Raw genomic sequence first — 14387 nt, 5'->3', positions numbered from 1 at the left:
TAAAAAGCCATAGAAAACAAGTACTCGTAGAGAAAAGTGTAAATGAAAATGGAGTGTAACTCACTGAGTTACACTCCATTTTGTTATCGTTGGTTTGATGGTTTACTTCACTTCCTCAAATTCAACGTCGTCAACGTGGCCTTCGCCGGGGTTGTTGGGCTGCGATGCGCCGGGATTAGCTCCGGGCTGTGCGCCTGCTGCCTGCTGTGCGTTGAGGATTTCCTGCTGGATTGCACCGAATGTGTTCTGGATTTCGGTGATTGCAGAGTCGATAGCTGCGATGTCCTGAGCCTTGTGAGCTTCTTTAAGCTTATTGAGGGCGTTGTCAATCTGAGCCTTCTTGTCGGCAGGAATCTTATCGCCAAGCTCCTGAAGCTGTTTTTCTGTCTGGAAGATTACAGTGTCAGCGTGGTTGAGCTTATCAATCTTTTCCTTTTCCTTGGCATCGGCTGCTGCATTGGCTTCAGCTTCTTTCTTCATACGTTCGATTTCAGCGTCGGTAAGACCGCTTGAAGCTTCGATACGGATGCTCTGTTCCTTGCCTGTAGCCTTATCCTTGGCTGATACGTTGAGGATACCGTTGGCATCGACTTCGAAAGTAACTTCAATCTGAGGTATGCCACGGGGTGCGGGAGCGATTCCATCGAGGTGGAACTTACCGAGAGTCTTGTCGTCCTTAGCCATAGGACGTTCGCCCTGAAGCACGTGGATTTCAACTGAAGGCTGATTGTCGGCTGCGGTCGAGAATGTCTCGCTCTTACGGGTCGGGATAGTGGTGTTGGCTTCAATCATCTTAGTCATCACGCCACCGAGAGTCTCGATACCGATTGACAGAGGAACAACGTCAAGAAGAAGCACGTCTTTCACATCGCCTGAGAGGACACCGCCCTGAATTGCTGCGCCTACGGCTACGACTTCGTCGGGGTTTACACCCTTTGAAGGTGCTTTGCCGAAGAATTTCTCAACAACCTGCTGGATAGCGGGGATACGGGTAGAACCACCGACGAGGATTACTTCGTCAATATCTTTAGGAGTCATGCCTGCATCCTTGAGGGCTTGTTCGCAAGGCTTGATTGTTGCCTGAATGAGATTGTCGGCGAGCTGTTCGAACTGAGCACGTGTAAGGGTCTTTACAAGGTGCTTAGGACCTGTTGCTGTTGCAGTGATGTAGGGAAGGTTGATTTCAGTCGATGTGGTCGACGAAAGTTCAATCTTGGCCTTCTCGGCTGCTTCCTTAAGACGCTGAAGAGCCATGGCATCCTTGCGGAGGTCTATGCCTTCTTCTTTTTCAAATTCGTTGGCAAGCCAGTCGATGATTACGTGGTCGAAGTCGTCACCACCGAGGTGGGTGTCACCGTTGGTTGATTTTACTTCAAACACGCCGTCGCCGAGTTCAAGGATTGAGATATCGAATGTACCGCCACCGAGGTCAAACACTGCGATCTTCTGATCCTTGTCTGACTTGTCGAGACCGTAGGCAAGAGCTGCTGCGGTAGGCTCGTTGACGATACGCTTTACAGTAAGACCGGCGATTTCACCGGCTTCCTTTGTTGCCTGACGCTGTGAGTCGTTGAAGTAGGCAGGAACGGTGATGACAGCTTCGGTCACTGACTGTCCGAGGTAGTCTTCAGCTGTCTTCTTCATTTTCTGAAGAATCATGGCTGAGATTTCCTGTGGAGTATATTCGCGACCGTCAATGTCGACACGGGGGGTATTGTTATCGCTGCGAACCACTTTGTAAGGCACGCGGTCGATTTCTTTTTCTACCTGATTGTATGTCTCACCCATGAAACGCTTGATAGAATTGATGGTGCGCTTTGGGTTTGTGATAGCCTGACGCTTGGCGGGGTCACCTACTTTACGTTCGCCGCCATCGACGAATGCTACGATTGAAGGTGTGGTGTTGCGACCTTCGCTGTTAGGGATAACGACAGGGTCGTTACCTTCGAGGACTGAAACGCAAGAGTTGGTTGTTCCAAGGTCAATACCGATAATTTTTCCCATAATGAGTTAGATTTATTTTTTTGTTTGTATATATTTTAATTTTCATGTCGCCGGATGAGTTTCTATCTCCAGATAGGGATGCCTTTTTCCGACATTCATTAATGTAACAAATTTTATGCCAAAAATGTTGATTGAAATCTAACTCTCTTTTTATCAAATTTTTGTAAAAAGCGACAATCTGACAAAATTACTGACACGACATGTCAAGACGGCAGTTTGGCAGTGAAGAAGTGTGAATTGTCTGGCTTGAAATCAGGAATTGAGTTCTGACTGACGTATATAATAAATAAAGGAGAGGGAGAATGAGGTGGGCTTTGAATAGGATTAGATTAATTTCTTTATGGTCTCTTAGGTTTTTATATCTCATTTTTGGTTTAAAAAGTCTTCACTGACAGGCATAAATCTTATGTAATATGCTTATTCCGAAGGATTATAGCAGTTCGATTCCTGCCTCCGCGCATTTTTTGATTTGTTCCTCGGGCCATATTGAAGCCTGTACTTCTCCGATATGTGCTTTGTGGAGCAGGAACATACACAGGCGGCTCTGGCCGATGCCTCCGCCGATGGAGTAGGGCAGTTTGTCTTCGAGCAGCATGCGATGGAAAGGGAGCTGGGTGCGTTCGGTGCAGCCTCGGATTTCGAGCTGTTCGATGAGTGATTCAGGACTCACGCGGATGCCCATCGACGAGATTTCAAACGGTATTTCAAGCACCGGATTCCAGAGGATAATGTCGCCGTTGAGTCCGTGATAGCCGTCTTCGTTGAGCGAAATCCAGTCGTCATAGTCCGGCGAGCGTCCGTCGTGGGGTTCTCCGCCGTCGATTGGCGCGCCTATACCTATAATAAATATAGCGCCGTGTTCCTTTGCTGCGATTGCTTCGCGCTCGCGGGGTGTCTTGTCGGGATAGCGTTTGGCAAGTTCCTCGGCATGGACAAATGTGATTTCCGGAGGTAACACGGGGGTGATGTGAGGGAAGCGCTCAAACACCATTTGCTCGACTTCGAGCAATGTGTGATAGATGGTGCGCACTGTCTCTTTCAGATATGAAAGTGTGCGGTCCTCCTTGCGGATGCTCTTTTCCCAGTCCCATTGATCGACATAAAGTGAGTGGATGTTGTCGAGGTCTTCGAACGTCCGGATTGCGTTCATGTCGGTATAGAGTCCATAGCCCGGAGCGATATCATAAGCGCCGAGCTTATATCGTTTCCATTTGGCGAGCGAATGGACGACTTCGGCGGTTTTTCCTCCCATGGCATCAATTTTGAATGACACGGCCTGTTCCACTCCGTTGAGGTTGTCGTTAAGGCCTGTCCCGGTCAGCAGGAATAGGGGAGCTGTGACTCGGCGTAGCTTGAGTTCTCTGGCAAGGGTGGTCTGGAAAGCGTCTTTGACCATCTTGATTGCAACCTCTGTCGTTTCGGGAAGGAGTTTGCGGTGATATTTCTTGGGAATAATAAGTGGCATGGCAATGTTGTTTTATGAATAATTTTATTGTTTTTGGCAAAGATAGATATAAAAGATTGTATTTGCAAGCAAAATGTAAATAGTTTTGGCTGTTTGCTTGCAAAATGATAAGATTTGCTCTTGAAATAGTGCATTTGGTTATTCTCGATCGCATCCGGCAGGCGTATTTTTTCGGAATGCTGCAATTTAGTTTCTGATGGATTTTGAAGAGTTGCCTAAATCAGTTAAATTTGCAGTAAGAAAATCAGTCTTCCGATCATGACACTTGAGCAAGATATAAATAATGCGGTTGCCGCTTTGGACAAGGGTGGTGTGATTCTCTATCCGACCGATACTGTATGGGGCATCGGGTGTGATGCGACAGATTCTGCTGCTGTAAGGCGTGTGTTTGAGATCAAACGTCGTGCCGACTCCAAGGCGTTGATTACGCTTGTGGCTGATGTGGCTGACATCGGACGTTATTCGGCAGTCGCGCCGTCAGTGGCTTCAGCTATAATAGGCGCTTCGGACAGACCTACGACTGTAGTCTATCCCGGAGGACACGGACTTGCCCCGGAGCTTCTGGCCGAAGATGGCAGTGTCGGGATGCGTGTCACTGCTGAGCTCGTTTCGTCGTCGATATGCCGGGCATTGGGAAGGCCGCTCGTTTCGACTTCGGCAAATATAAGCGGTCAACCTGCCGCCGGAATTTATGGCGAGATTTCAAGAGAAATCATAGACGCTGTTGACTATGTGGTCGAAGCGCGCCGAAATGACGACTCCCGCTCCATGCCGTCGCGGGTGGTTAAAATTAATCCTGACGGAAGCACAGTCACGCTCCGTCCATAAAAAACAGATTCATGATGAACGAGCGAAAAATGCGATTGGCTTATATTTTCGCCGACTATCTCTCCACGCTTGCCGGAGTGATGGTCTTTACGCTCGTGCGCTTTCTGCTTGTCTCCGACATAAGGATGCGCTACGTCGAGATGTCGGCTTTTTTCGGTTCATATGGACTTAAGCTGACTCTGTCGCTGTTTCCGCTCTTCATGCTTGGTCTCTATTATCTGTCGGGATACTATGTCAATGTCACAAACAAATCGCGTGTGACAGAGTTTCTCTCGACCGGGATGAGTGTGGCTGTAGGGGCGCTGATATTTTTTATGGTCGTGTTGCTCAACGATGTGCTTCCGCGACGGGTGATGAACTACGAGATTCTGCTCGTGTTTTTCGTGTGCTTGTTTGTCCCGGTCTATCTCACACGTCTTGTGCTCACCTCCTTGTGGATTTCACATTGGCGTGGCTCGAAACTCGAAAATGTGGTTGTCATATCCGGCAGTGACACATGTCCCGATGCGGTTGCCGATATAATTGTCAGGAGTAATAAATGCATACGGTCGATAATAGGCATTGACGTGCATAATTCCGACATTCAGGCTGAATTGTCGGTCAGTAGGCTCAGCGCCGCAATGCGCGATGCCGGTGCGACGGCTTTTGTCGTGGCGCTTCCTGCCGACAATCCGGAACTGATTTTGCGTGTGCTGGGATGTCTCTATCCTCTTGACCGTGCCATCTATGTGAGTCCCGACGACTATACGCTGCTTGTCTCAAGAGTGCCTTACGACAATCTCCTTTCCGAACCGCTGGTCGATATATCGCGTTCGTCGCTCTCCGACTCGGTAGTGTCGATGAAACGTGCGAGCGATGTGGTCGGCTCGCTTGCCGGGCTGTTGTGTGTCACACCGGTGATTGCTGCGCTTGCATTGGCGATAAAACTGAAATCGCCCGGCCCGGTGTTCTATTCGCAGGAGCGGATAGGCTATCACCGCAAGCCGTTTAAGATATATAAATTGCGTACGATGACGGTCGATGCTGAAATTGAAGGCCCTTCACTTTCGAGTGATAACGATCCGCGCGTGACAACCATAGGCCGATTCATGCGCAAATATCGTCTCGACGAGCTTCCGAATCTTTGGAACGTTTTGCGTGGCGACATGTCGCTCGTCGGTCCGCGTCCTGAACGGGAATATTTTCTCAGTCAGCTTCGTGTCCGTGCGCCGCACTGTGCTTTGCTCCATCAGGTCAGACCGGGGCTGACATCGCTCGGCATGGTGAAGTTTGGCTATGCGTCGACCGTCGATGACATGGTGGCACGTTTAAAATATGATTTGCTTTACATTCAAAATATATCGGTCTCGCTTGACCTTAAAGTGATTTTCTATACTTTCCGTACCATCTTTCGCGGTGAAGGCAAGTAGGAAGCGATAAACTCAAGATATGCTTATGACAAAAGTGATTGGTAATATAGGAAATAGTTTCCATGAGGCATTCATGGCACTGCTCGTATGGCGCGAGCGTCATATCAAGGAAAAGACATTCGTCATAATCCTTGCTCTTCTGGTCGGTATCGTCGCAGGGGTTGCGGCGCTTGTGCTCAAGACTCTCATCCATCTCATCAGCACGACGCTGACTGCGAGAATCAACATTGACGAGGGAAGTTTCCTTTATCTCGTCTATCCGTTGATCGGTATTTTGCTGACGATGCTGTATGTGAAATATATTGTCCGCGATAACATTTCGCACGGTGTCACGCGTGTGCTTTATGCGATTTCGCAAAACAAGTCGCGCCTTAAGAAACACAACATGTACACTTCTGTTTTAGCCAGTTCAATCACCATCGGCTTTGGCGGATCGGTCGGAGCTGAAGGCCCGATTGTCTACACCGGTGCTGCCATTGGCTCTAATCTCGGGCGCGTGTTCCGCATGTCTCCGCGAATCCTGATGATTCTTGTCGGGTGTGGAGCGGCGGCAGGTATAGCAGGCATATTCAAAGCGCCGATTGCAGGTATGCTTTTCACTCTTGAGGTGCTGATGCTCGACCTGACAACCGTGTCGGTCATGCCGCTGCTTATAGCCTCGATTACTGCCGCGACCATGGCATATGTGTTCACCGGCTATGACGTGGAGTTTTTCTTCGTGCAGAGCGAGCCGTTTGTGACGGCCAGAATCCCATTTGTGATTCTTCTCGGGCTGTTCCTCGGATTCGTATCGCTTTATTTCACACGTTCGATGAATATGATGGAAGGGGTGTTCCGCCGTCTTGGCAAACCTTGGAAGAAAGTGATAGTGGGCGGCTCGATTGTAGCTCTCCTTGTGTTCCTTTTTCCGCCTCTCTATGGCGAAGGCTACACTTCGATTATCGACCTCCTCAGTGGCAACCCTGAATCAATTGTCAACAGCTCGATTTTCTACAAGGACAGGGAGTCGGTCTGGTGGATTCTCGGATTCATTGCCGCACTGGTGCTTCTGAAATCCTTTGCTACTGCTTCGACCAACGGTGGTGGAGGCTGTGGCGGCACATTCGCACCGTCGCTCTATGTGGGATGTATGGCGGGATTTTTCTTTGCCTATTTCCTTAACACGGTCTTCGACCTCGATCTTTCGACCAAAAATTTCGCGCTTATGGGTATGGCCGGAGTGATGTCGGGTGTGATGCATGCTCCCTTGATGGGAATCTTCCTCACGGCTGAGCTGACCGGCGGCTATGACCTTTTCCTTCCGTTGCTGATTGTCTCGGCCATATCCTACGGAACGATAAAGTTCTTCGAGCCTTACAGCATCTACACCATGCGTCTCGCCCATGAAGGTAAGCTCATTACCCATCATAAAGATAAGGCGGTGTTGACGTTGCTGAAAATCAACAACGTCATAGAGACCGACTTCGTTTCGGTGCAGCCGGAGATGAATCTTAAAGAAATGGTCAATGCCATCTCACGTTCGTCGCGCAATCTGTTTCCTGTAGTTGATGCCGGAGGAGGTCTGCTGGGAGTGGTGCTCCTCGATGAGATACGCAATATCATGTTCCGGCCCGACTTGTATAAGCGTATGTATGTCAATCAGTTCATGTCGCTGCCTCCTGCCGTCATAGATGTCAGTCAGAGCATGGAGAGTGTGATGAATGCCTTTGACGATACCGGTGCGTGGAATCTTCCTGTGGTTGAGGACGGTAAGTATGTCGGTTTCGTTTCGAAATCGAAGATTTTCAATTCCTATCGTCGCGTCCTGCGCCATTATTCCGAGGATTAGAATCGGACAACAGTTTTATAGACTTTTTGTATTATCGCACCTTTTCAAAGATTTCAAGGCTTAATTTTGTTGCAGTCAACAAAATTAAGCCTTGAGTTATGAAAAATCATCTTTATCAGTCAGTAAGTCTGCTTCTAAAAAGAATTTGGCTGTCGGGACTGTCAGTAAGTCAGACGTTGTTGACAACCTGCATGCTGTCTCGAAAATGCATCAGCGCTTCGGTCAGATTATTATCTTTCCTGTGGTCCGTTCTTTGATTATTCCGTGGCGGAAAGCGTAAAGAAGCTCTGTCAGCTCGTCAATCTGACTTTGTAGGATTTTGCCCTTGTCTGTGTCGCGCACACGTATGCGTTGCGTTGTCTGTTCGACCATTTTAGTCGAGCGTACGATGTCAGTACCGCTTCTGATGGCCTCTTCTTCAGAGATAAATGGCTCATGTTCTACAAGTTCGAAGTTGCTGCTGTGGTAGATGAGCGTATAGCCGGCAATACCTGTGGTCTTGTGATAGGCTTTTGCAAAGCCACCGTCGATAACCATGAGTTTGCCGTTGGCGCGGATCGGGCTTTCCCCTTTTTGAGTCCTGACAGGAACATGACCGTTGATGATGTGGCGTTGCGAGCCGTCCACGCCGAATTCATCAAGAATCATGTCGCATATTTCCTCGTTTTGTCGCAAGGTGTAGTAATATCCTTTTTCTTCCTTGTGGGCTTCCGGGTCTTTTATGAAATACCGTTCGAAGGTGGTCATCTTGCTCTTGTCGAACAACGGAGAGTCCGGACCGCACCACAGATACCAATAGTAGTCACGTGCGTAGGCCTTTTCTTCAGGGGGCGTGTCATCGTTGAATGCCGAACGCAGCAATATGCCGATTCGGTGGAAGAGTTCACGTCCTTTGTATTTCTCACCGTAGACTATCACATCTTTTAGCGAGCCGTCGGCGTTGAGCGGCATCGAAGCATGGAAAAGCAGATTGGAGTTGTAGATGCCATACATGCAGCCATGACTGAAAAGGAGCGAGATGTGGTGTTTAAGGCCGGTGCTTACTGAGAATGAATGGCGGAGCTTGGCCATGAGTTCTTTCTCCTCTTCGGTAAGTTCATAGGGGTTGGCCGGGTTTATTGTCGGGAAGTTTGTGTCGCAGATGTCATATGCCTTGCCGTCGATTTCGACAGTACCTTTATCATAGTCTATCTTGTGGAGCAGATTGCGGTCGGTCATTTCCCATTCCGGATGCTTCAGTGTCATCGCGCCTTCAAGTTTGAACTGTATGACTGCGATGGCCTTGTGCATCTGGGCCATAAGGCGTAGGGTCTTTTCAGGATGCTCGTTGTTGTCCTTGTCTACGCGTGGAGCGAATTCCGTGCATGGATCGTCGGCATAGGTCTCCATCGCCATTGTGGCAAGCGGGAGGAGGTTGATGCCATAGCCGTCCTCAAGAGTGGTGAGATTCGCATATCGTAGCGAGACGCGCACGACATTGGCTATGCAGCATTCGTTGCCGGCGGCTGCGCCCATCCAGAGCATGTCATGGTTGCCCCATTGGATGTCCCAGTTGCCGTAGTGACACAGCGTATCCATGATGATGTGTGCGCCCGGACCGCGGTCATAGACATCGCCGAGTATGTGGAGCTGGTCAATGCTGAGCTTCTGGATGACCTTACACATGGCTACGACGAATGCATCGGCCTGTCCGGTTGATATGATTGTCTCGATGATGCGGTTGAAGTAGGCCTGCTTGTCGTATTCGCCGCGTTCTTCATGAAGAAGTTCCTCGATGATATATGCAAATTCTTTCGGCAGGGCTTTGCGGACTTTCGAGCGTGTGTATTTTGACGATACACTTTGGCATACCTTTATCAGCTGATGAAGTGTGATGTTATAGAAGTCTTCCATGTCCTCCTCGGTGGACCGGACAATCTGCATCTTCTCCTCCGGATAATAAATCAGCGAGCATAGCTGGCGGATTTCGTTTTCCCGCATCGACGTGCCGTAGATGTCGGTTACCTTACGTTTGATATTTCCGGAGGCGTTTTTTAATATGTGGCGGAATGCCTCATGCTCGCCGTGGAGGTCGGCGACGAAATGCTCAGTGCCTTTCGGCAGGTTGAGTATAGCTTCAAGATTGATGATTTCTGTGCTTGCAGAACTGATGTCGGGGAAAGTCTGGGCAAGCAGCTCAAGTATTCGGCGGTCGTTTTCTGCCTGTTGGGTTGTGACCTTTGTGTCGATAGGTGACATGGCGGTTAGATTATCGTTGATTTGACAGGGGGCATTCTTGTGTCCCCCGTTTTTCTTTGGAAGCAAATTTAGTAATAAAATCCTATATTAGCGTCGAAAAGTGTAAATAAAATTCAAATTACAGTAAGGCTTGTATAGTTGGAGTCGATTTTCACAAGTTTTAAGTGGCTAAATTTTGGCGTGAATGTTAAATTTATTAATTTTACAACCGATTTGTAAAACATTTAGCTTCTCTACCTTAAACCATTGAAACTTATTAAACTACGCATATATGGTAAATTTTTCACTTGAAGGCAAGGTCGCTCTTGTGACCGGCGCCGCTTATGGAATCGGGCTCGCAATCGCTCAGGCATATGCTGAGGCCGGTGCGAAAATTGTGTTTAACTGCTCTCGTCAGGAAACTGTCGACCGTGGTCTCAAGGCATACAAGGAACTCGGTATCGAGGCCAAAGGTTATCTTTGCGATGTTACAGACGAAGAAGCCGTAAAGGCTATGGTAGCTGATATCGAAGCTACAGTCGGAACTATTGACATCCTTGTAAACAATGCCGGCATTATCAAGCGTATTCCCATGGAACAGATGAGCGTGGAAGATTTCCGTCGCGTAGTCGATGTCGATCTCATTGCACCTTATATCTGTGCCAAGGCCGTTATCCCAGGTATGATTAAGAAAGGCCACGGAAAAATCATCAACATCTGCTCGATGATGAGTGAGCTTGGCCGTGAGACTGTCAGCGCATATGCGGCAGCCAAGGGTGGCTTGAAGATGCTTACACGCAACATCTGCTCTGAATATGGCGAACACAACATCCAGTGTAACGGCATAGGCCCGGGTTACATCGCAACCGAACAGACTGCACCTCTCCGCGAGCGTCAGGCCGACGGTAGCCGTCATCCTTTCGACCAGTTCATCATCTCAAAGACTCCTGCCGCACGTTGGGGTACTCCTGAGGACCTCATGGGCCCCGCTGTCTTCCTTGCTTCTGATGCGTCGGATTTCGTCAATGGCCATGTACTCTATGTGGATGGCGGTATTCTTGCATATATCGGCAAGCAGCCTAAATAATAATAGTTTAGTGTCTGAGCCGGTTTTTTAGATATGAAGTGTGTTACGATGTCAGCCCGATATTATAGGGCTGATGTGGATAACCGCTTGGACTTTGATTGACCGGCTCGCGACAGTAAGCTGTAAAATTGGTACAATACAACGTGGAACAAGTTTTTTCTTATATCATAGGACTGGGTGCGGCTGTGATGATGCCAATCATCTTCACCGTACTCGGCCTTTGCATTGGCCTTAGCTTCGGTAATTCGTTGAAGTCAGGCCTTAAGGTTGGTGTCGGTTTCATCGGACTCTCGATTGTGACCGCGCTTCTTACCTCGGCTCTTGGCCCGGCCCTCGACAAAGTTGTTGAAATTTACGATCTTCAGCTGAAAGTTTTCGACATGGGATGGCCGGCCGCTGCAGCTGTTGCATATAATACTGCTGTCGGTGCGTTTATTATTCCCGTGTGTCTTGGTGTCAATCTTCTGATGCTTCTCACAAAGACCACACGCACGGTCAATATTGACCTTTGGAACTACTGGCACTTCGCCTTTATCGGTGCTGTCATCTATTTTGCAAGCGAATCTCTTGCATGGGGCTTCTTTGGTGCGATTATCTGCTACATAATCACATTGATCATAGCCGACATGACAGCCAAAAAATTTCAGGGTTTCTATAAGGACATGGAAGGAATCTCTATTCCGCAGCCTTTCTGTGGTGGCTTTGTTCCCTTTGCATGGGCCATCAACAAGGGGCTTGACATGATTCCCGGTATTGAGAAACTTGAGATTGACGCTGAAGGAATGAAGAAGAAATTCGGACTCCTCGGCGAACCCCTCTTCCTTGGAGTAGTGGTCGGCATAGGCATCGGATGCCTTACCTGCAACTCAGGCGCTGAAATTGTCGACAAGATTCCTTATATTCTCGGCCTCGGTATCAAGATGGGTGCTGTCATGGAGCTTATTCCCCGCGTAACAGTGCTTTTCATTGAAGGTCTGAAGCCTATCAGCGATGCAACCCGCAGCCTTATCGCCCGTAAATTCAAGGGCGCTGACGGCCTCAATATCGGCATGAGCCCTGCGCTTGTCATCGGTCATCCGACTACCCTCGTGGTTTCACTCTTGCTGATTCCCGTGACGCTTCTTCTTGCTGTCGTCCTTCCGGGCAACCAGTTCCTTCCTCTTGCTTCGCTTGCCGGAATGTTCTATGTCTTTCCCCTCGTGTTGCCTTTCACCAAGGGCAATGTAGTCAAGACCTTTATCATAGGCCTTGTGGTAATCGTGATGGGACTCTACATGGTGACAAATCTTGCCGGAGCATTCACGCTCGCAGCCAAGGATGTATATGCCGCTACCGGCGACGCCGCGGTTTCAATCCCGGCCGGCTTTCAGGGAGGCAGCCTTGACTTCGCATCAAGCCCCCTCGCATGGATTATCTATCAGTGCACTGAAAATCTTAAATGGATTGGTTCAGGACTCCTCGTCATTGTGACAATGGGTCTCATGATATGGAACCGTATTCTCATCGTCCGCAATCAGAAAGCTATGGTTGCCAAGAATTCAGATGAAATTCAGAAAACAGAATAAATAGACTTATGAAGAAAATATTAACAGCTATCGCACTTATGAGCATCTCACTCTCAGGTATGGCTCAGACCGAATATTCGGTTCTTCGTGCCTGTCATCCCGATGACGTAAAGCATTATGACACAAAGCAGCTCCGCTCACACTTCATGATGCCCAAAGTCATGGAACAGAACAAAATAAATCTCACCTACTCAATGTATGACCGTCTTATCTACGGTGGTGTCAGCCCCGTAGGCAAGGAGATTGTACTTGAAACCATCGATCCGCTCAAATCGAAATATTTCCTTGAGCGTCGCGAGCTTGGCGTCATCAACACAGGTGGCGACGGCATCGTGACTGTCGACGGCAAGGAATATGAGCTCCACTTCAAGGATGCTCTCTACGTAGGCCGTGGAAATAAGAATGTGACTTTCCGCAGCAAGGATGCGGCAAACCCTGCAAAATTCTATATCAATTCAACTCCTGCCCACAAGGAATACAAGACCCAGCTCATCACAATCGATGGGCGCAAGGGTTCTATCAAGGCTAACTGCATCAAGGCCGGTTCGCTCGAAGAGTCAAATGACCGCGTGATCAATCAGCTCATCGTTTCAAACGTGCTTGAAGAAGGACCTTGCCAGCTTCAGATGGGTCTTACCGAGCTTAAGCCCGGTAGCGTCTGGAACACAATGCCGGCTCATACCCATGACCGTCGCGTCGAGGCTTACTATTATTTCAATGTTCCCGAAGGCAACGCAATCTGCCATCTCATGGGTGAGCCTCAGGAAAACCGTCTCATCTGGCTTCACAACGAGCAGGCTGTAATGTCGCCCGAATGGTCGATCCACGCTGCCGCCGGAACTTCAAACTACATGTTCATCTGGGGCATGGGTGGTGAAAACCTTGATTATGGCGACATGGACAAGGTGACCTATCTTGAAATGGAATAATGTTTTTTTATCCAATATAAATCATAAATTATCATGAAAGTCGTAACTTTAGGCGAAATCATGCTTCGCCTTTCTCCCGAAGGAAACCATCGTTTTGTTCAAGTAGATAATTTCGATGTCATCTGGGGTGGCGGCGAAGCCAATGTGGCTGTCAGCTGCGCAAACTATGGCCTTGACGCTTACTTCGTGTCTAAACTTCCCAAGCACGAAATCGGTCAGGCTGCTGTCAATGCCCTCCGTCGCTATGGCGTACACACTGACCACATCGCACGTGGCGGTGACCGTGTAGGTATCTACTATTGCGAGACCGGTGCTTCAATGCGTCCTTCAAAGGTGATCTACGACCGTGCTAATTCAGCTATTGCTGAGGCCGATCCCGAAGATTTTGATTTCGATGCAATCATGGAAGGAGCCGACTGGTTCCACTGGAGCGGCATCACTCCCGCTATCAGCGACAAGGCTGCCGAACTTACCCGTCTTGCCTGCGAGGCTGCAAAGCGTCACGGCGTGACTGTTTCTGTCGACCTTAACTTCCGTAAGAAACTCTGGTCAAAGGAAAAGGCTCAGTCAATCATGCGTCCTCTCATGCAGTATGTCGATGTCTGCATCGGCAATGAGGAAGATGCTGAACTCTGTCTCGGCTTCAAGCCTGATGCTGACGTTGAAGGCGGCGAAACCAACGCTGAAGGCTACAAGGGCATCTTCAAGGCTATGGCCAAGGAATTTGACTTCAAGTATGTCATCTCTACCCTCCGTGAATCATTCTCTGCTACCCACAATGGCTGGAAGGCTATGATCTACAACGGAGAGGAATTCTACGAGTCAAAGCGCTACGACATCAACCCCATCATCGACCGTGTAGGTGGTGGTGACTCATTCTCAGGTGGTGTCATCTACGGCCTTCTCACCATGCCTACTCAGGGTGAGGCTCTCGAATTTGCAGTTGCCGCATCTGCTCTCAAGCACACTATCCCCGGTGACTTCAACCTCGTCACTGTTGACGAAGTCAAGGCTCTCGCCGGCGGTAACGCAAACGGCCGCGTACAGCGCTAAAA

At 49.0% G+C, this 14387-nt stretch carries 10 protein-coding genes; 7 read left to right on the top strand and 3 right to left on the bottom strand.

Going from position 1 to position 14387, the window contains the following annotated elements; translation table 11 throughout:
• Positions 1-102: 102 nt before the first annotated feature.
• The gene (gene dnaK, locus QZ311_RS01010) at positions 103-2004 is read right to left on the bottom strand and encodes a molecular chaperone DnaK (RefSeq protein ID WP_297062938.1); all 1902 of its coding nucleotides are present in this window, start codon (positions 2002-2004) and stop codon (positions 103-105) included.
• 430 nt (positions 2005-2434) lie between these two features.
• The gene (asnA, locus tag QZ311_RS01005; RefSeq protein ID WP_297062936.1) at positions 2435-3469 is read right to left on the bottom strand and encodes an aspartate--ammonia ligase; all 1035 of its coding nucleotides are present in this window, start codon (positions 3467-3469) and stop codon (positions 2435-2437) included.
• A gap of 258 nt (positions 3470-3727) precedes the next feature.
• Here asnA and QZ311_RS01000 point away from each other — a divergent pair, with 258 nt between their 5' ends.
• Genes QZ311_RS01000 through QZ311_RS00990 form a run of 3 tightly spaced genes read left to right on the top strand, consistent with a single transcriptional unit; the run spans position 3728 to position 7534 of the window.
• A complete protein-coding gene (locus QZ311_RS01000; protein WP_297062933.1) occupies positions 3728-4297 on the top strand; it encodes an L-threonylcarbamoyladenylate synthase in 570 nt (189 codons plus the stop codon).
• 29 nt (positions 4298-4326) lie between these two features.
• The gene (locus QZ311_RS00995; protein ID WP_297062931.1) at positions 4327-5706 is read left to right on the top strand and encodes a sugar transferase; all 1380 of its coding nucleotides are present in this window, start codon (positions 4327-4329) and stop codon (positions 5704-5706) included.
• A 25-nt stretch (positions 5707-5731) separates the two neighbouring features.
• Positions 5732-7534, top strand: coding sequence for a chloride channel protein (locus QZ311_RS00990; RefSeq protein WP_297062927.1), 1803 nt, complete (start codon positions 5732-5734; stop codon positions 7532-7534).
• A 222-nt stretch (positions 7535-7756) separates the two neighbouring features.
• Here QZ311_RS00990 and QZ311_RS00985 read toward each other — a convergent pair whose 3' ends face one another.
• Entirely contained in the window at positions 7757-9772 is a 2016-nt protein-coding gene (locus QZ311_RS00985; RefSeq protein ID WP_297062925.1) for a fructose-1,6-bisphosphatase, read from the bottom strand.
• 271 nt (positions 9773-10043) lie between these two features.
• Between QZ311_RS00985 and QZ311_RS00980 the strand changes: the two genes are divergently transcribed.
• The 4 genes from QZ311_RS00980 (at position 10044) to QZ311_RS00965 (ending at position 14385) form a co-directional block, all read left to right on the top strand.
• Complete coding sequence (locus QZ311_RS00980; protein ID WP_136416339.1) at positions 10044-10838, top strand: gluconate 5-dehydrogenase; 795 nt, start codon at positions 10044-10046, stop codon at positions 10836-10838.
• 143 nt (positions 10839-10981) lie between these two features.
• Positions 10982-12403, top strand: coding sequence for a PTS transporter subunit IIC (locus QZ311_RS00975; protein WP_297062920.1), 1422 nt, complete (start codon positions 10982-10984; stop codon positions 12401-12403).
• Positions 12404-12411: 8 nt separating this feature from the next.
• Positions 12412-13332 carry a 5-dehydro-4-deoxy-D-glucuronate isomerase gene (gene kduI, locus QZ311_RS00970; protein WP_297062918.1) on the top strand — a complete coding sequence of 307 codons (921 nt, stop codon included), beginning with the start codon at positions 12412-12414 and terminating at the stop codon, positions 13330-13332.
• A gap of 27 nt (positions 13333-13359) precedes the next feature.
• Positions 13360-14385 (top strand): sugar kinase, encoded by a 1026-nt coding sequence (locus QZ311_RS00965; protein WP_297063049.1) that lies wholly within the window; start codon positions 13360-13362, stop codon positions 14383-14385.
• Positions 14386-14387 lie beyond the last annotated feature (2 nt).

This window comes from uncultured Duncaniella sp., from assembly GCF_910578445.1.
Lineage (GTDB): Bacteria > Bacteroidota > Bacteroidia > Bacteroidales > Muribaculaceae > Duncaniella.
Note: the sequence above shows the minus strand (reverse complement) of the source record. Positions and strands in the feature narration are given on the sequence as shown.